Genomic DNA, 19,151 nt, shown 5'->3' on the forward strand with positions numbered 1-19,151 from the left:
CATCACTCTTTATCGAAAAAGTGTAACACTCTGTTTAGAAATATTTTTATATTACTAAACAGAGAAGGAATGGCTTGGAACACTATAATTTTCTCTTTTTTTATGTGTATTGTCTTTTTTATGTATTAAATGATAGCGAAGAGAAACAAGAAAAATCGTAATTTTAAAATAAATGAAAAAATTTATTCTGTGCCATTTTCTTAGCTTTTCTTGATACCATACTTGAAAAAACATAGCAAAATGAATTAAGATTATTTAATCATCTCCTGTTGCTTATTAGAAAAAAGAGCACAAAAAGGTCGTTTTTAAGTTTTTGACTACTATATCTTATTAATTTGGCAACATTATATAGTATCTTCTTTAAATTAAAACCAAGGATGTTACCCAATTTATGCGTATTATTGAGTTATACATCCTAAAACGTGTTTTTATTTTATTTAGCGCTGTGATGGTCGCAGCAATCGGTATTAGTTTGACAGTGCAAGTCCTTGCACGAATTGATTTTCTTACAACAAGTGGGCAAACATTCCTAACAGTTTTATACTTTTCATCCTTATTAGTTCCTCCTGTTATTTCCCTCATCATCCCATTTGCACTTGTAATTGCAATTACAACTATCTTTTCAACAATGAATCAAGATTCAGAGTTAGCTATTATCAGTGCCTCTGGCTTTTCCAAAAACACTGTTTTAAAACCAATTCTTCTTTTAGCTATTTTTACTGCATGTACATCTTTTTCAATCGCTAATTTTGTAGCTCCTCAAGCGCGCCTTAATATGCGACAAATGCTGGCAAACACTCATTCAGATCTCATTAATCTTTTTATTCGCGAAGGCAGCTTTCAAGCACTAACAAACAATCTTTATATAGAAATTGGCGAACGATACCCAGATGGAACCATTGGACGTCTTTTCATCGCCGATCAGCGCGATTCTAAGATTGATCTTCTCTATTATGCAAAAAAAGGTGCAATTGTTAGTAATAAAAATGGAAATTTTTTAGTCCTCAATGACGGTGAAATTGAAAGAGTGAATTATCAAAATGATAGTGTTTCGATTATTAAATTTAACTCCTATACTTTTAGCTTAAGTGAATTCATCCCCAATAATGGAGTACCAACTATTTATCCTAAAGACAGGCCTCTTTCTTATTTATTGCATCCTGACCCATATGATCCCTATTATCAGCGTAATCCGCTTCAATACAAAGCTGAATTTCACCGTCGACTCACAGAGTGGCTCTACCCAGTTGTTTTTGCTTTAATTGCAGTAGCTGCAGCAGGAGATGCGCGTTCACATCGACAAGCACGCACATCGGCAATTGTTTTCACGATTACTTTTTCCTTGCTGATTTATTGGATAGAATATTTTTTCGCTGAAAAAACAAAGAATGATCTCACTTACGTCCCTCTGCTCTATATTACTCCAATAGGAGTAAGCGTATTAATCTTTTTTATGCTACTGACAAACCGTAAAATTAGTATACCCGCAAGATTTAACGATACTATTCAAGCATTTCTTCAGAAAATGACGAACAAATCTAAATATCGAAAATCTCACTATTCTTCGGACAAAACATCATGATTGGATGGACGCTTGGACGATATTTTTTTGTACGTTATATCAAAACAACCTGTTATTTTGTATTGAGTATTTTTATACTTGCCCTTTTAATTGACTTTACGGAAAATTCTGGTCGGCTAGCTTCTCTTCCCCATTATACAGCAAAAGGCGCACTTCTCATTTCAACGTTGCGTGTTCCTTTTATTATGCAGCAACTCTTTCCTTTCATTGCACTATTTTCTGCAATGACTATGCTAATATCACTTAACAAAAAATTTGAACTTGTTGTTGCTCGTTCAATCGGTGTTTCTGCGTGGCAATTTCTCATACCTGCCTGTCTTGGAGCTTTTCTCTTTGGATTATTTTCGATTCTTTTTATAAATCCACTTGCCGCGTGGGGATCTTCTCAAGCAGAAAAAATGATTGCTGAATGGCGTAGTAATAATGTTCAAACATCTATCAACAAGAATCGTATCCCATGGTTAACACAACATACAAATTTAGGGACAACAACCATTGGAGCTAGATCAATCACACAGCAAGGTCTCTCTCTTATTGATGCAACCTTTGTGCAATATAATGATAACGCGACAGTTAAGAACTGGATCCACGCAAAACAAGCAACACTAACAAATGACGCTTGGTTGCTAACGAATGGCACGATCTATAAAACAGGTTATGCCCCTGAAAAATTTACTGAATTTCAGATAAAAACAAATCTAAAACCCGAGTTTTTAACTGAATATTTAGCCGATCCTGCAACTATTCCATTTTATAAATTACCAAGAAAAATTTCAGCTGCGCGATCATTTGGTTATTCTGTAAATAAGTTCGATATGTACTTACAATCATTGATTGCATTACCAGCATTACTTGTAGCAATGACTCTTATTGCTGCAACAGTATCGCTAAAATTTACACGCTTCGGACAATCTAAAGCATTAATTCTTGGTGGTGTAATCGCTGGATTCATGCTTTATGTTATTTCCGTACTGGTTCAAGCTTTTGGTAATGCTGGATACATTCCTCCAGTTATTGCTGCTTGGACACCTGTTGTTATTGCGTTGTTTTTTGGAGTTTCCTTTTTACTTCATAAAGAGGATGGCTAAGTGAAATTGCTTACAAGTAAGAGGATAATTTTGACAAAACTAAACACATTGGTTTTTAAAAGTGCTATTAGTTTTGTTTTAGGCATAACTTTATCTTATTCTGTAATAGCACAAAATTCTAATCTTTCTCCTCAAAACCACATTCAATCCCTAACATCCCCCCTTTTACTCTCTGCTGACAAACTCACTTACAACCATGACGCAGACACTGTTTCCGCTGAAGGAAATGTTCAAATTGAATATGATAACAATAAAGTTATTGCCCAAAAAGTCACTTACAATCAAAAAACAGGACGTATTATAGCACAAGGAAATGTTGAAATTATTCAAAAGGATGGTAATAAAGTCTATTCTGATTATATTGACATGACTCAAGACCTTGGTGAAGGATTTGTAAATTTTTTACGCGTTGAAGCTATTAACAACACACATTTTGTAGCTGAAAATGCTGAACGCAGAGGAAGTCAGCTTACAATCTTCAATAATGCTGTCTATACAGCGTGTGAACCTCATCATTACAAATCAGATAATGAAGTCTTTTGGCAAATTAAAGCAAAAAAAATCATATGGAATAGCACCACTAAAACAATTCAATTTGAAGACGGTCATTTTGAAATTTTTGGTATACCAATTTTCCGGTTTCCTATTTTAAAACTGCCTGATCCAAATGTAAAACGCGTCAGCGGTTTATTTGCTCCTCATCTTTTTTATACTGATCATCTTGGTGTTGGTGTTAAGAATTCTTATTTCTGGAATCTCTCACCTCATTATGATTTTACACTTTCCCCTACTTTCTACACAAAACAAGGACTTTTAACTGAAGGAGAATGGCGTCAGCGTTTAAAAATAGGAAATTATAACATCCGTTTTGCTCATATATATCAAATTAATCCTCATAAGTTTGATAATAACACAATTGATGCGCAAAAAAATAACCGTTATATGGTGGCAACAAAAGGTGATTTCCGTATTAATTCACGTTGGACTTATGGTTGGGATATTTTTGCCCAGTCAGATAGGCATTTTAGCCGTACATATGAACTTGAAAACTATAGTAATCCTGTACAGCTTTCTCAGCTTTATTTGAACGGCCTTGGAGGAAAAAATTACTTTGATACGCGTTTTTACCATTTCATAGTCCAAGATTTGATACCTACAAATACCATTAACAAACGTCATTCTCAGCAAGTATGGGTTTTACCCCGTATCGATTATTTTTTCACACCAGACAAAGAAGTTTACACTGGGAAACTTACTTTTCATGGCAATATGCAATCAATTTATCGTAATCACTCTGACTTCAACTATACCGATTGGCAAGAACATCCCCCTTATGTCTCTCGGCCTTCTGATATACCTGGAAATAGTTTTCGGTTAACAGGTGAAATAGAATGGAAAAAGCGTTTTAATACACAAAACGGATTACTAATAACCCCTATTTTCGCATTACGTACTGATACAATAACAAATGCCCGGAAAAGTTATCCTGACCATCTTATAAATGACTCGTCGACAAAATTTAACATTGCCTCACCAACTATTCGCGGCATAGCAACAGCAGGTTTAGAATTACGTTACCCTCTCCTTATAACTTCTGGCATTTCTTCACATGTCTTAGAACCAACAGCGCAACTCTTTATACGCAATAATGAACAATATGCCGGACTGTTACCAAATGAAGATGCACAAAGCTTCGTATTTGATGCAATCACTCTATTTCAACGCGACAAATTCTCTGGTTATGACCGTGTCGAAGGTGGAACACGAGCAAATATAGGCCTAAGATATTCTGGAAGTTTCAATAATAATTGGTCACTTTATGGTCTTGTTGGACAATCTTTTCATGTTGCAGGAAAAAATTCTTTTGCAGAAAAAAACTTTGTCAATGTAAGTGCTAATTCTGGTCTTGAAACATCGCGTTCAGACTATGTTGCAATGTTTAATGCACACCATGATAGTGGTTTTGCTTTAGAATCTCGTGGACGTTTTGATAAAAAGACAGGTCAAATCCGCCGTGGTGAAATAGAAGCATCTCAAAAATGGGAAAATTTTAGAGCATCCTTACAATATGCTTATATCCAAAGCCAACCCAATTATGAATATACACAAGATCGTCAAGAAATTTCTTTTCAAACTGGTATTAAATTTTCTAAATATTGGTCTATATATAACAATATTAGTTATGACTTAGTATCTAGTACATTTGTAAAGCGGGAAATAAATTTAAATTATAAAAATGAATGTTTTGAAATAAAAATCGGCTATCAACAAATAGCTAATCCAGGAAAAAACGCACCTTTGCAGAATTTTAATTTCTCTCTTTCATTACGTACAATCACAGATATTGGGCAAAAGATAAAATTAGATTTATAATAAATGTAGTAATAATGTAGAAATGCTTTAACTTATCATTGTTTTTATGTAGGAAAACATATATTTAATTTGCCAATGAAAATTGATAAACAATGCGAAATTTTACTTATATGAACAGATTAAAGAATAGTTCTTTTGTTTTATTTTACACTTCTATTTTAACCTTTTGTATTGCTGTTTTGGGTGTAAGTAGCTTTACAGGCGCATTTTTTACATCATCAGTATTTGCGCAAACGACGGTTGCTATCACAGTCAATGGTAATCCTATTACAAATTACGATATTCAAAGACGCATCGCTTTTCTCAAATTACAACAAAAACAGGGCGATCTTTCTGCACAAGCCAGAAATGAACTCATTGATGAGATGCTTAAAAACATTGAAATAAAGCGTCTTAATATTGATGTTAGTGATAATGAGATTAATAGCGCCTTTGCAAATTTTGCAGAACAAAATAATATGACCGTTGATCAGCTTCGTGAAATGTTGAATCAAACTGAGGTCACAGAAGAGCACTTTAAAGCATATATTAGCGGACAAATGGGATGGGGGCGTCTTGTTAATGCGCGTTATCAATCTGAAGATGGGTACCTTAGTGAACAAGAAGCTGCACATAGAATATTAAAAAATGGTGGTATAAAACCTTCAACAAATGAATATACATTACAGCAAATTATTTTTGTTATTCCTGCCCACCGTCGTACAGAACTTCTCACAAAACGTACACAAGAAATAAATAATTTCCGTGCACATTTCCGAGGATGCAATAATACCAAAAAACAAACACGAGGCATTCTAGATGTTACTGTTCGTAATTTAGGTAAATTTTTGGAACCTCAACTTCCTACAGATTGGGAACAAGCTATCCGTGCAACACCTGCTGGAAAAATGACCCAACCGCATGAAACTCCATATGGTATTGAAGCGCTTGCTGTCTGCCAAATAAAAAAAGTTTCTGATGATCGTGTTGCCCAACTTATGTTTTCTATTCAAGACAGTCAAAAAAGGACTCCTCAAAAACTTGAAGCTTTAAGTGAGAAATATTTGAAAGAATTGCGACAAAGAGCGCATATTCAAAATCATCATGGTTCCGCTAGTCGTTAGTAGTGGTGATCCAGCCGGTATTGGCCCTGAAATAGTTTTAAAAGCGTGGAGTATGCGTAATACACGGCATGTTCCACCTTTTGTTCTTTTGGCTGATCCTGAAGTTATTCGTTCACGTGCTCATTTTTTACAACTCAATGTTGATATAGAAACTGTTTTTGTAGATAATCTTGTAAAAAACTTCCAAACGGCTCTTCCTGTAATGCCATTAAAAAATCGGCAAAATGACCAATTAGGAATCCCCTCATCAAGCAATATCGCTGGAATAGTTGAAGCTATCACACGCGGCGTTCAATTGATTCAAGATGGTCATGCGTGTGCACTAATCACGTGCCCTATTGCAAAAAAAAGCCTTTATGATGCTGGATTTAAATTTCCAGGCCACACTGAATTTCTTGCTTATCTTGCCTATAAAGCTTCAAATAAACATTACCACCCGGTTATGATGTTATCCGGACCGCAATTAAAAACAGTGCCTATTACTGTCCATATTCCACTTAATGAAATTCCCTCACACCTCACGTATAACTTAATCATTCAAACTGCATTAATTGTTGAAAATGATTTAAAAAAACGATTTGTAATTACTGCACCTCGTTTAGCTGTAGCCGGTCTTAACCCGCATGCGGGAGAAGATGGTACGATGGGAAAAGAAGATATCGAAATTATTGCTCCTGCAATTAAATACCTTAAGAAAAAGGGACTTAATATCATAGGCCCTCTACCTCCTGATACAATGTTCCATCAACGTGCAAGACAAACATATGACGTTGCTCTTTGCATGTATCACGATCAAGCCCTTATTCCCGTTAAAACTTTGGACTTTGATACCACTGTTAATATTACCTTAGGATTGCCCTTTATTCGAACATCTCCAGATCATGGAACTGCTTTTGACATTGCCAACAAGGGAATAGCCTCTCCTGAAAGTTTTATTGCTGCTCTTACACTTGCAAATCAACTTGCTAAAAATAGTTTTACAACATGCCAATAGATAACCTCCCTCCCCTGCGTGAAGTAATTAATACATACGGACTGCAAGCTAATAAATCTCTTGGTCAAAATTTCCTTTTTGATCTTAATTTAACATCTAAAATCGCCCAACAAGCAGGAAATATAGCAGGAAAACCTGTCATTGAGGTTGGTCCAGGCCCTGGAGGTTTAACGCGCGCCTTGCTCGCAAAAGGTGCCATTGTAACAGCAATAGAACGTGATGAACGCTGTCTACAGGCGCTATTGGATATAGAAAAATACTATCCGCAAAAATTAAAAGTTATTTGTAATGATGCACTAAAGCAAAATTTTTCAAAAATTTTTGAAGCACATCCAGAGAAACCACATATCATTGCAAATCTTCCATACAATATCGGAACACAGCTCTTATTGAACTGGATTTTAACTGAACCATGGCCTCCTTTTTATAAATCAATGACACTGATGTTTCAACGTGAAGTAGCTAAACGTATTACCGCTACTCCTCATTCCCCTCACTATGGCCGCCTTAGTGTATTAATTGGCTGGCGCGCTATTGCAAAAATTGCTTTTGACGTTTCTCCAAAAGCCTTCACACCAATACCTAAAGTTACTTCTTCCGTTGTTCACATTATTCCGCGTCCACAACCTCTCCCCTGTTCAACGCAAAAATTAAGCCTTGTGACAAAAGCTGCCTTTGGACAAAAGCGGAAAATGCTTCGTCAAAGTCTTAAAGCTATTGGAGGCGAAATGCTTTTAGAAAAATCTGGAATTGACGGAACACGTCGAGCTGAAACACTCTCGATTTCTGAATTTGTATCTTTAGCAAATTTGGTCATTTAAAAGTTTAAAACTTTTACTCATGTAAAGGCTTTTTAAAACAATAAATGCCTCAATCAATTTTTTCGCTAACAAGTGTATTAACGAAAGATTCAAGAAAACTACAACGCTTACGTTTCACTGTTTCTCCTAAATAAATTGATTTAATAAGTAATAAGGACTGATCTAAATCTTCGTTAATCACAACATAATCGTAAGAACGCCATTGTTGTATCTCTGTTCGTGCATTATTCAACCGCAGATCAATGATACTCTGACTATCTTCTGCTCGACGATGTAAACGGGAAACTAGCTCTTTCATCGATGGGGGGAGGATAAAAACAGATACAGTATCCCCTGGCATTTTTTGTTGAAGCTGTTCTGTCCCTTGATAATCAATATCAAACAACATATCTTGGCCATTTATCAGCGCATTTTCAACGTTTTTACGTAAAGTTCCATAATAATTTCCGTGAACTTCAGCCCATTCTATAAATTCATCTTTATCACGCTTATGTTCAAATTCTTCCTTTGAAATAAAGTGATAATGAAGACCATCTACTTCACTGGGACGTTTTTGTCGTGTTGTTACACTTATAGATAGTTCTAATTGTGCATCTTTCAGCATTAACCGAGAAAGGGTTGATTTACCAGCGCCTGAAGGTGAAGAGAGAATAAACAGAAAACCACGACGTCTATTTGTTGTTTGAGCGCTTAATTTACTATCTGGTAATGCCATCATATCACTCTTTTTTAAAGTTTTTTTCTAAAACCATATATTAAAATTTAAGTCATGAATTTTCAGATCTAAAAAGATCTAACGTATCTTCTCTAATGCACGCCACTTACGGACATTCACATTATGTTCATTTAAAGTTTTAGAAAAAATATGCCCACCTGAACCATCAGCTACAAAATAGAGTGCATCACTTTTCGGCGCATGCGCTACTGCTTTTAAAGAATCACGACTTGGATTTGCAATAGCTGTTGGCGGTAATCCATTAATTTTATAAGTATTATATGGAGTTTCCTTTTCAAGATCCGAGCGATAAATTGGACGACCTGAAGGCTTACCTTTTCCACCAAAAATACCATAAATTACCGTTGGATCGGATTGAAGGCGCATACCTTTAGAAAGGCGGTTATGAAATACCGCAGCAATTTGAGGTCTTTCTGACGCAATTCCCGTTTCTTTTTCAACAATTGATGCCAATATGACAAATTCGTCAACGGTCTTGATTGGTAAATTGGATGAGCGAGATTCCCATATCTCATTAATTAATTTCGTTTGTTCTTCACGCAATCTCTTTATAATCTCTGCACGTGTTGTGCCACGAATGAAATGAACGGTATCAGTCATTAAACTTCCTTCTGGAGGTAAAACCTCAGGAAGATCACCAACCAAAACTTCATTAGCAGCTAATCGGTCAAAAACCTGTTGAACCGTTAAACCTTCCGGCACTGTGAATGTATGCTCAATAGACTTTCCCTTCACAAGAATATCCATGATATCCTTCATCGAAGCATGAACTGGTATCAAATACTCACCCGCTTTAAGACGTGTCGTACTCTGATGATAACCAACTCCATAAACAAAAACATCAGACGATCGAATAAGACTACGTTGCTCAAGCAATGATGCAATTTCACGAATTCCTGTTCCAGGACGGATCAAAATAATTTCTTCTTTCTCAGCCGTTCCCTTTCCTTCAAATATACTTTTCCCAATATAAAGAGGAATGCTGACAGCCAAAATAATAACCACTATCAACATTAGAAAAAAATTACCGAGAATGACAAATGGATTACGGGAAATAGACGACCTCTTCCGCTTTTTATACGGTAACATACCATTATTACTAAGCAAATGATTCAATAAAGAATCATTTACACCCTGTGGCGGTATTTCATTTTTCGCATCGGACATGATTTATCAATTTTGGTAACTTTTAAATATTACGCTATCATTTCTTACCCTAAACTTATTATAAAGAAAAAAGCTCAAGAAGCGATAATAATAAATAAAAATGTTTACTATTCTCCAAAGCGTCGCATCACCAAAGATGCATTTGTTCCCCCAAAACCAAATGAATTAGAAAGAATCGTATCAATTTTTCGTTCACGTGGCTTATGTGGCACAAGATCAATTTTTGTTTCAATCGATGGATTATCAAGATTAAGGGTAGCTGGTGCTATATTATCTCGTATTGCTAAAATACAAAAAATAGCCTCAGCCGCACCAGCGGCACCAAGCAAATGCCCAATAGATGATTTGGTTGATGACATTGATACCTGCGACGCATAGCTACCTAAAACACGCTCAACAGCTGCTAATTCTATAACATCAGCCATTGTTGATGTACCGTGAGCATTAATATAATCAATATCACATACATTCACTTGTGCACGCTTAAGAGCAGCTACCATACTGCGCTGAGCACCTTCACCACTTTCTGAGGGAGCTGTAATATGATAAGCATCGCCAGATAAACCATAACCAATAACCTCAGCATAAATACGAGCACCTCGCTTTTTTGCATGCTCAAGCTCTTCTAAAATGACAACTGCAGCCCCCTCTCCCATAACAAAACCATCGCGATCTGCATCATAAGGGCGTGACGCACGCTCAGGATCATCATTACGGTTAGTAGAAAGAGCTTTACAAGCAGCAAAACCAGCAAGAGATATCCGATTGATTGGGGATTCAGCACCACCTGCCGCCATCACATCCGCATCACCCAGCGCAATCAAACGAGCTGCATCACCAATCGCATGCGCACCCGTTGAACAAGCTGTTACAACTGAATGATTAGGACCACGTAAACCATATTTAATAGAGACATAACCGGATGCAAGGTTAATCAGACGTCCTGGAATAAAAAAAGGAGAAACTCTTCTTGGCCCTTTATCACGAAGAGTATAACCAGCTTCAACAATGCCTTCAATGCCGCCAACACCAGAACCAATCATCACACCCGTACGAATTTGGTCTTCATCATTTTTGGGACACCATTCAGCATCTGCAAATGCTTGATCGGCAGCAGCTACCGCATAAGTAATAAATGCATCCACTTTGCGTTGTTCCCTAGGTTCCATATGCAAATCAGCATTATATGTACCGTTTGTTCCATCCCCCAAGGGGATACGTGCAGCAATTTGACATGGTAAATCAGCTACATCAAACTCAGTAATACGTCGAACACCACTTTTCCCTTCAAGAAGCCGCTTCCAACTATATTCGACATTACCAGCTAATGGAGATACTAATCCCAAACCAGTAACAACAACCCGTCTCATATTTTTAACCTTGAATCAACCCTTCACCCCCTCAAAGCCATATGTTCAAATTCAAATGGCTTTAAGTAAAGAATAAAGGCAAAAGCATTCTACCACTCTTGCCCTTTACATCAAATTACACAGAAGCTTTATCAATAAATTTTACAGCATCACCAACTGTGAAAATCGTTTCAGCAGCATCATCTGGGATCTCTACACCGAACTCTTCTTCAAAAGCCATAACGAGCTCAACCGTATCAAGGCTATCTGCACCTAGATCATCAATAAAGCTTGCATTTTCTACAACTTTATCTGCGTCAACTCCAAGATGCTCTACGATAATCTTCTTGACGCGCTCTTCTGTATTACTCATATTATCCTCACAATTCTATATTGTTTCCCTGTTTGGTTAGCGATATAAGTTTACCTAATCAAGCAATAGATGCATTGCTCCAAAATTTTAACGATGATTTTTAGAACATTCTGTGGATATCCTTTAAAAATGAACTAATTTTGCATCGTAGATATAAGATTGAGCAATCACCCCGTCAAAGAAATAAACGCATCGCTTTATTTCACTTGTTATTATCTAAAATAATAAAACTTATAAATCAATGTAGAATAAAATAAATACTCAGATCATTGCCATACCACCATTAACATGAATCGTCTGACCTGTGACATAGGCTGCTTCATCACTCGCTAAATAAACAGCTGCAGAAGCTATATCTTCACCTATGCCCATACGCTTCATGGGAATAGCAGTCATAATTGCATCTTTCTGTTTTTCATTAAGTTTATCAGTCATCGCAGATTTAATAAATCCTGGAGCAATGCAATTAACAGTTATATTTCGTGATGCAATTTCCTGTGCCAATGATTTAGAAAAGCCTATCACACCAGCTTTCGCAGCACAATAATTTGTTTGCCCAGGATTACCAACAACACCAACAATAGATGTTATATTAATAATACGTCCGTAGCGACGCCGCATCATAGCATGTATCAATTCACGCGTTAGAGTAAAAGTAGCTGTCAAATTGACAGCTAATACATCATCCCAATGTTGGTCTTGCATACGCACAAAAAGGCCATCTTGAGTGATACCAGCATTATTAACAAGAATGTCTACACCACCCATCTCTTTTTCTACCGTTTCAGCCAATTGTTTAATGCTTTCACGCTCAAAAAAGTTAGCAGGAAAGACAAAAACATTCTGACCAAGATCTGCAGCAACTTCCTTGAGCTTTTCCTCACGTGTTCCATGAAGCCCAACAATTGCTCCTTGCGCATGAAAAAAACGCGCAATTGCCTCACCAATATCCCCTGACGCTCCTGTTACAAGAGCTTTACGACCTGTTAATTTAAACATCTTTCAAACTTCCTAAAATTAAACACCTAGTACCTGTAATGCACTTTCAATTTCCTCAGCCGTACCAATTGTTAACCCTTTAATATCTTTATTAATACGTCGAGCTAAACCTGTTAACACTTTTCCAGAACCAACTTCAAAAAGTGTATCAACTCCATTGGATCCAAACCACTCAACTGTTTCACGCCACCGCACTCGCCCAGTCACCTGTTCAACAAGTAGCATAAAAATGCGCTCTGGATCACTTTCTGGTGCAACAGAAATATTTGCAACAACCGGAACAATAGGCGCTACTTTGTTAACAGCTAAAAGAGCATCTTTCATTACATCAGCAGCAGGTTGCATTAAAGCCGAATGGAACGGCGCTGAAACCGGTAGAAGAAGCGCACGCTTAGCACCTTTTTCTAAAGCAGCTTTCATTGCCGCTTCAACTGCTTTTGCTTCACCTGAAATAACAATTTGTCCACCACCATTGTCATTAGCAATCTGACATAGACCTTCTCCTAAAACGGCGCTGCAAATTTCTTCAACATCTTGTTCATCCAAACCGATAAGTGCTGCCATTAAACCTTCACCAACAGAGACAGCCTTCTGCATAGCATTGCCACGAATTCGTAAAAGCCTTGCTGTATCAGCCAAACTCAATGTACGAACCGCACAAAGTGCTGAATATTCCCCTAAAGAATGTCCTGCAACAAATTTTACCTTTGATTCTATATCTAATCCCAACTTTTCCATCACACGAATAATTGCTAGCGACACAGCCATCAAAGCTGGTTGTGCATTCGCTGTTAATGCAAGAACATCCTCTGGCCCTTCAAAAATAATATGTGATAATTTTTCACCTAAAGCATCATCAACTTCCTCAAAGACCATACGTGCTTCAACAAATTGCTCTGCAAGCATTTTGCCCATACCAACAACTTGGCTTCCCTGGCCTGGAAAAGTAAATGCTGCCACCATTAGTTTAACTCCTCAATCGAGCATTAATATTTGTTATTGCCCCAACACATAAGCATAAATCAAAACAAAGCAACCTATTTAGAACAGATATTTGTCTTAAAATTATATTTTAAGGGTGGAATTTGATATAAAAACCCAGGAAAATAAGGTGCAATCAATCGAATAACACCCCAACTTGTTAGACTTCCCAAAACTGCACCACTTAAAACATCAAAAGGATAGTGCACGCCAGTAAAAATACGCCCCCAACAGATCAAAAATAACAGTATTAATGCAAATTTAGAGACAAGTTTGTATTGATAAAAATAAAGGCAAGTAGTGTAAGATGCAATAACTAAAGCATGATGGCTAGGAAAAGAAGCTGTTGCTTTATGTTCAATTAATGACTGTGTTAAACCTGCAACAAACGGACGTGGACGAAAATAAATAAGAGAAATAAGATAACTAAAAAAAAGAGCAGCACAAATGCTAACACAAATACTTAGCGCTACACGTCGTTCCCTATATCCGCTGCAAAACCACAGCACACAAAGATGTACAGGAATCACATAAATTAAAAACTTTGCGCAAATAATACCAATCCAAACCAACACCATCCCCATTTGATGATTGCCAGAAAGTATCTCAAAAAGTGCTACATCAATCTGGTTTAAAAAAACCATTTTCACCTCTTTTATCCCTACACCCCATAGAATGTTATTTTATATATTTAAAGACAATAGATATATAAAAATATATCAAAACTTAATTAAGTCACATTTTTTGCAATCATCAACTTGCTATTTTTTGAGATAAGCTGTAAATATCAGCCACTCATTACCAGCATTTGGCTGGAGGTTGAACGGAGGACTGGAAAATACCAGTAGGAAATACAATAATTCCGACCTCCCGTATCTCCACTCTCGGATGTCTCGAATTATAAATGCGTCCTTTCTTCTTTTTGGGTTTCCTAAAAAGACAAGTCGCAGAGGCTTTGCGCCAAAACTGGTGAAGTTTAATTGAAGAAAGGCAAAATTAATGGCTCTTTATGAACACGTGTTTCTTGCCCGACAGGGTGTCACGCCACAGCAGATTGATGAACTTTTAAAAATTTATAAAAATGTCATTGAAGCGCACGGAGGAACAATCGGGCGTATTGAAAATTGGGGTCTTTGCACTCTTGCTTACCGTATCCGCAAAAACCGCAAAGCTCACTATGTATTACTTAATATCGATGCCCCAGCTGCAGCAATGGCTGAAATTGAGCGCCAAATGCGTATTAACGAGGACGTTTTGCGTTATATGACAATCCGCGTAGAAAAGCATGAAAAAGAACAATCTGCCATGCTTTCACGATCTAATCAGGAAGACTCCTTTAGCAAAAATGAGGAGCGGTCTCGCCCTACGCGCCACCAACATGAAGACACCACGGAAGGAATGGAATAATGATTGAAATTAATCAAACCCCTGTACGTCGTCCTTTTCATCGTCGTCGTAAAACGTGCCCGTTTTCAGGTGCAAATGCTCCGAAGATTGATTATAAAGACATTAAGCTGTTACAGCGCTACATTTCAGAACGTGGTAAAATTGTCCCTTCACGTATTACCGCTGTCAGCCAGAAAAAACAGCGCGAATTAGCTAATGCTATCAAACGTGCCCGTTTTCTCGGGTTACTTCCATATGTTGTTAAATAGACTGTATATATTCAAAATAAAATCAGAATATTTTTTAACTATTTTTATTGGTATGTTAGAAGTACATTAATTACTCCACATACAAGTCAAGTACGCAAACGTTAAAATACCTAAAGTTGGGGCATTGCCCCTAACTGCAAAAGGCAGGACAGCGATAAATGGAACATTTTCATTTTTATAAAATAATGATTGGTATTTTAGCAGGATTATTTGCTGCTGTTATAGGAATGGCAATTATTAGTGTTGCCAATATTGCACCTTATTTTTCTCTCCTTCTTGGTTTCTTTATTTCACTTCCAATTTTTATTGTAGCCTTCGGCTTTGGAACGTTATCTAGCCTTATTGCTTTAACAAGTGTCACTTTTATCTTTAGCATAGCTAACAATATTTATATTGGTTTTGGCTTTATGTTGCTGTTTTTTCTTCCAGCCGTCTATACCTCTTGGCTCTTTGGGCTTGCTCGATCAACACAAAAGGAAAATGAACTAATATGGTATCCATTATCATCAGTTATTTTCCTTTCAACCAATTTTATTGCTCTTATATTAACCTTTATTGGAATCTATGTGCAAATGCACCCAATAACTCCTATCATTGCACAAGAGGTTACCACAAATATAGTGCAAGTTATGCGTCAATCGCAGTCTATAAATGAAGATGATATTCTTGCCTTTAGCGAACTTTTAACGACACATGCAGCCACCTTAACAGCTATTGCACTTACTGGTTACAGTCTGATTTTTCTCATTGGCAATCTTTATTTTTCAATGATAACAGCACGACATATGAAGTGGTTGACAAGACCTCGTGATGATTGGAGGCAAACTTTCCGCCTCCCACTTTCTGGACTCATTATTTTTATCGTCGCTTGTATAGCATCAATGCTTGAACTCGGTTCTATTCTTAATTTAGGTACACGCGTTTTTACCACTGCATATACTGTTGTCATATCAATCAGTGGTTTAGCGTATCTCCATCATATTACAAAAGGGATAAGTGGACGGGTAATTATATTATCGCTCGTTTATATAGCTGCTTTTACTGTTGTTTTTACAACACCTATTGTTTTCATGACCATACTGATGGGCATTTGGGCAACTATTCAACACAACTTCCAATCATACAACAAACTTCATTAATTTATTTATTCGAAAGGAATAAACTATGGATATTATTTTACTTGAACGCATTCCCCATCTTGGTCAAATAGGTGATATTGTTTCAGTTAAAAATGGTTATGCACGTAATTTTTTGTTGCCTCAAGGTAAAGCTTTACGCGCTAATGAAGCTAATAAAAAATATTTTGAAACACAACGTGTACAGCTTGAAGCCCGTAATCTTGAGCGAAAAAATGAAGCTCAAAAAGTGGCTGAAAAACTTGATGGTCAATCGTTTATTGTTGTCCGTTCCGCTGGTGAAACAGGTCAACTTTATGGTTCTGTATCAACACGTGATATTTCAGAAATTATAACAGAAGAAGGCTTTTCTGTTGGGCGCAATCAGATTGAGCTTAATCACCCAATCAAAACAATCGGTCTTCATACCATCACAATTAGTTTACACCCTGAAGTTCAAATTTCTGTGACAATTAATATTGCACGTTCGACTAATGAAGCACAACGTCAAGCAGAAGGTGAAAACCTCACTTCAATCGAAGCAATATATGGTATTCAAGAACAGCCATTAGCAGAAGAAATTGATGACAATGATGAAAAGAGCGTGAACGAAACAGCTTAATTGATATTTTTCTTATCTTGTCGACTTTTTGTGCTTATTTTTACTATTTAACATATTGATATCTTACAAAAAATACCCTGCTTTTAAGCAGGGTATTTTATAATGATATCATAATATTATATCCCAACTCAAAAAAACTATACCGGGGGAAAAACGATTATACCCCCATTTTATCTGAAGTTATCCTTATTAAGGAGATTATAGAGAAAAGTAAGCTTATTATCATTGATAATAATTTTGAGCCTATACTACTGTAAAATATTTAAAATATAGCTCCATATCTTTTAAATATTCTGGGAGAAAGAAAAATTTCTCTAGAGCGTCCGTTTGTATTTTATGTAACACCTTTTTATAATCCCTGGAAATGTTCTTTTTCTCTGATAAAAATGCGTTTTTTCAAATTCAAATAATTTGTATATAAATTGCAATCTTTCTTACCCATATTATATTTTATATAAAAAACAGTTTCTGATATTTGTCTGAAATAATTACAATTATAAACCATAAAATACAAAAAATATAAGCTGCATATTATAAACAATTGATTTGTTGAAAAAAGTATCATTAAAAATTAAAAATATGGTTTTAATTGAAAGTGGAAATTTGCAATTTTGCTCTTTTAATGTACAGCATTTAATCCGTTGTCTAAGATGACTAAACTTAAAATCTTAGTGGAAAAAACTTAATGGAAGAAACAAGCATCCTTAATTTCAACCCTTTACATAAAGAAGAGACTTCTTCTTTCCGGCAACTACCACATAATATTGAAGCTGAACAAGCACTTCTTGGTGCTATTCTCATTAATAATGATGCTCTTGATCGTGTTTCAGATTTTTTAAAACCAGAACATTTTTTCGAAATATTGCATCAAAAGATCTTTGATATTTTATCACAAATTATAAAAAAAGGAAAACTTGCAAATCCTGTTACCATTAAACCTTTTATTCCAGCTGAAGAGAAAATCGGGGATATCACTGTATTCAATTATGTTATTCGCTTAGCCAAAGAAGCAGTTACCATTATTAATGCTGAAGATTATGGTCGAGTAATTTATGATCTTTTTATCCGACGATCCTTGATTGATATTGGCAATCAAGTTGTAAATACAGCTTTTGATGCTCCTGTTGAACTTACACCAACCGAACAAATTGAGATTGTCGAACGTAATTTATTTCAATTGGCAGAAACGGGAAAATATGGTGGTGGATTTGAAAGTTTTAATGATGCTATCCAAAAAGCTATTGATATGGCATCCGCTGCAAAAAAACGGTCCTCGCATCTATCAGGCATAGCTACTCACTTGAAAAAACTTGATGAAAAAATGGGAGGATTGCAGCCTTCTGATTTGATTATTCTGGCTGGGCGCCCCGGTATGGGAAAAACCTCTCTTGCAACCAATATAGCCTTTAATATTGCTGATGCTTATAATCATGATGCTAAAATGAATAATTCATCACAAGAAAATGAGGGAGGAATCGTTGGATTTTTCTCACTTGAAATGTCATCAGAACAACTTGCAACGCGTATTATTTCTGAACAAACAGAAATATCTTCTTCTGAAATTCGGCGTGGTAATATTTCAGAAGAACAATTTGAAAAACTAGTGAATGCAACGCGTCGCCTCCAAAAAGCGCCACTTTACATCGACCAAACTGGTGGTATATCGCTTTCTCAATTGGCTGCACGCGCACGTCGACTAAAGCGACAACATGGTTTAGACGTTCTGATTGTTGATTATATACAGCTAATGACAAGCAATTCAAAACGTTCATCTGAAAATCGCGTTCAAGAAATTACAGAAATTACTACAGGGCTTAAAGCTTTAGCTAAAGAACTTAATGTTCCTATCATCGCCCTTTCACAACTTTCACGTCAAGTTGAAAACCGAACTGATAAACGCCCACAATTATCAGATCTACGTGAATCTGGCTCCATTGAACAAGATGCGGATGTTGTTCTTTTTGTATATCGTGAAGAATATTATCTCAAAAATGAAGAGCCTAAAGAAGGAACTCCTGAGTATGTAAAATGGCAAGCTGAAATGGAAAAAGTTTTCGGAATAGCAGATATTCTTATAGCAAAACAACGACACGGACCAACAGGAACAGCTCATCTTGCTTTTCAGTCAGAGTTTACACGCTTTAGCGACTTGGCAGAAAGTGATTATCTTCCAGAACAACGTAATTAACCACT

General features: G+C 36.3%; 18 protein-coding genes. 11 read left to right on the top strand and 7 right to left on the bottom strand.

All coding sequences use genetic code 11. The annotated features are described in order from the left end of the window. The first annotated feature begins 391 nt into the window (after positions 1–391). From lptF to rsmA, 6 genes are all read left to right on the top strand, one after another. Positions 392–1,582 (top strand): LPS export ABC transporter permease LptF, encoded by a 1,191-nt coding sequence (gene lptF, locus J7R05_RS02530; RefSeq protein ID WP_208541068.1) that lies wholly within the window; start codon positions 392–394, stop codon positions 1,580–1,582. Continuing rightward, positions 1,579–2,670: an LPS export ABC transporter permease LptG gene (lptG, locus tag J7R05_RS02535; protein ID WP_208541069.1), complete on the top strand. Its 1,092-nt coding sequence runs from the start codon at positions 1,579–1,581 to the stop codon at positions 2,668–2,670. Before lptF ends, lptG begins: the two co-directional genes overlap by 4 nt. Further along, positions 2,671–5,043 (top strand): LPS-assembly protein LptD, encoded by a 2,373-nt coding sequence (locus J7R05_RS02540; RefSeq protein ID WP_208541070.1) that lies wholly within the window; start codon positions 2,671–2,673, stop codon positions 5,041–5,043. A gap of 92 nt (positions 5,044–5,135) precedes the next feature. Continuing rightward, positions 5,136–6,146, top strand: a complete 1,011-nt coding sequence (locus J7R05_RS02545; protein ID WP_208541071.1) for a peptidylprolyl isomerase — start codon at positions 5,136–5,138, stop codon at positions 6,144–6,146. Then, on the top strand, positions 6,127–7,140 hold the full coding sequence (pdxA, locus tag J7R05_RS02550) for a 4-hydroxythreonine-4-phosphate dehydrogenase PdxA (protein WP_208541072.1): 1,014 nt from the start codon (positions 6,127–6,129) through the stop codon (positions 7,138–7,140). The genes J7R05_RS02545 and pdxA overlap by 20 nt, the downstream gene beginning before the upstream one ends. Then, positions 7,131–7,961: a 16S rRNA (adenine(1518)-N(6)/adenine(1519)-N(6))-dimethyltransferase RsmA gene (gene rsmA, locus J7R05_RS02555; RefSeq protein WP_208541073.1), complete on the top strand. Its 831-nt coding sequence runs from the start codon at positions 7,131–7,133 to the stop codon at positions 7,959–7,961. Before pdxA ends, rsmA begins: the two co-directional genes overlap by 10 nt. A gap of 49 nt (positions 7,962–8,010) precedes the next feature. Here the strand turns inward: rsmA and gmk are convergent, their stop codons facing one another. The 7 genes from gmk to J7R05_RS02590 form a co-directional block, all read right to left on the bottom strand. Then, positions 8,011–8,676 (bottom strand): guanylate kinase, encoded by a 666-nt coding sequence (gene gmk, locus J7R05_RS02560; RefSeq protein WP_010703568.1) that lies wholly within the window; start codon positions 8,674–8,676, stop codon positions 8,011–8,013. A 78-nt stretch (positions 8,677–8,754) separates the two neighbouring features. Continuing rightward, positions 8,755–9,864: an endolytic transglycosylase MltG gene (mltG, locus tag J7R05_RS02565; protein ID WP_208541074.1), complete on the bottom strand. Its 1,110-nt coding sequence runs from the start codon at positions 9,862–9,864 to the stop codon at positions 8,755–8,757. A 107-nt stretch (positions 9,865–9,971) separates the two neighbouring features. Next, positions 9,972–11,234: a beta-ketoacyl-ACP synthase II gene (gene fabF / locus J7R05_RS02570; RefSeq protein WP_208541075.1), complete on the bottom strand. Its 1,263-nt coding sequence runs from the start codon at positions 11,232–11,234 to the stop codon at positions 9,972–9,974. A gap of 115 nt (positions 11,235–11,349) precedes the next feature. Next, entirely contained in the window at positions 11,350–11,586 is a 237-nt protein-coding gene (locus J7R05_RS02575; RefSeq protein WP_007477496.1) for an acyl carrier protein, read from the bottom strand. Positions 11,587–11,847: 261 nt separating this feature from the next. Beyond that, positions 11,848–12,585: a 3-oxoacyl-[acyl-carrier-protein] reductase gene (fabG, locus tag J7R05_RS02580; protein WP_078689580.1), complete on the bottom strand. Its 738-nt coding sequence runs from the start codon at positions 12,583–12,585 to the stop codon at positions 11,848–11,850. An 18-nt stretch (positions 12,586–12,603) separates the two neighbouring features. Continuing rightward, complete coding sequence (fabD, locus tag J7R05_RS02585) at positions 12,604–13,548, bottom strand: ACP S-malonyltransferase (protein ID WP_208541076.1); 945 nt, start codon at positions 13,546–13,548, stop codon at positions 12,604–12,606. A 74-nt stretch (positions 13,549–13,622) separates the two neighbouring features. After that, the gene (locus tag J7R05_RS02590) at positions 13,623–14,210 is read right to left on the bottom strand and encodes an undecaprenyl-diphosphatase (RefSeq protein ID WP_208541077.1); all 588 of its coding nucleotides are present in this window, start codon (positions 14,208–14,210) and stop codon (positions 13,623–13,625) included. 355 nt (positions 14,211–14,565) lie between these two features. Between J7R05_RS02590 and rpsF the strand changes: the two genes are divergently transcribed. The 5 genes from rpsF to J7R05_RS02615 all read left to right on the top strand — a co-directional run bounded on the left by rpsF (position 14,566) and on the right by J7R05_RS02615 (position 19,146). Beyond that, the gene (gene rpsF, locus J7R05_RS02595) at positions 14,566–14,973 is read left to right on the top strand and encodes a 30S ribosomal protein S6 (RefSeq protein WP_010703562.1); all 408 of its coding nucleotides are present in this window, start codon (positions 14,566–14,568) and stop codon (positions 14,971–14,973) included. Continuing rightward, the gene (gene rpsR, locus J7R05_RS02600; protein ID WP_007477487.1) at positions 14,973–15,221 is read left to right on the top strand and encodes a 30S ribosomal protein S18; all 249 of its coding nucleotides are present in this window, start codon (positions 14,973–14,975) and stop codon (positions 15,219–15,221) included. Before rpsF ends, rpsR begins: the two co-directional genes overlap by 1 nt. Before the next feature lie 158 nt (positions 15,222–15,379). Continuing rightward, entirely contained in the window at positions 15,380–16,360 is a 981-nt protein-coding gene (locus J7R05_RS02605; protein WP_208541078.1) for a hypothetical protein, read from the top strand. A 25-nt stretch (positions 16,361–16,385) separates the two neighbouring features. Next, the gene (gene rplI / locus J7R05_RS02610; RefSeq protein ID WP_078689576.1) at positions 16,386–16,958 is read left to right on the top strand and encodes a 50S ribosomal protein L9; all 573 of its coding nucleotides are present in this window, start codon (positions 16,386–16,388) and stop codon (positions 16,956–16,958) included. Positions 16,959–17,643: 685 nt separating this feature from the next. Beyond that, the gene (locus tag J7R05_RS02615; protein WP_208541079.1) at positions 17,644–19,146 is read left to right on the top strand and encodes a replicative DNA helicase; all 1,503 of its coding nucleotides are present in this window, start codon (positions 17,644–17,646) and stop codon (positions 19,144–19,146) included. Positions 19,147–19,151: the final 5 nt, after the last annotated feature.

The organism is Bartonella capreoli (assembly GCF_902813205.1).
In the GTDB taxonomy this organism is placed as follows: Bacteria; Pseudomonadota; Alphaproteobacteria; order Rhizobiales; family Rhizobiaceae; genus Bartonella; species Bartonella schoenbuchensis.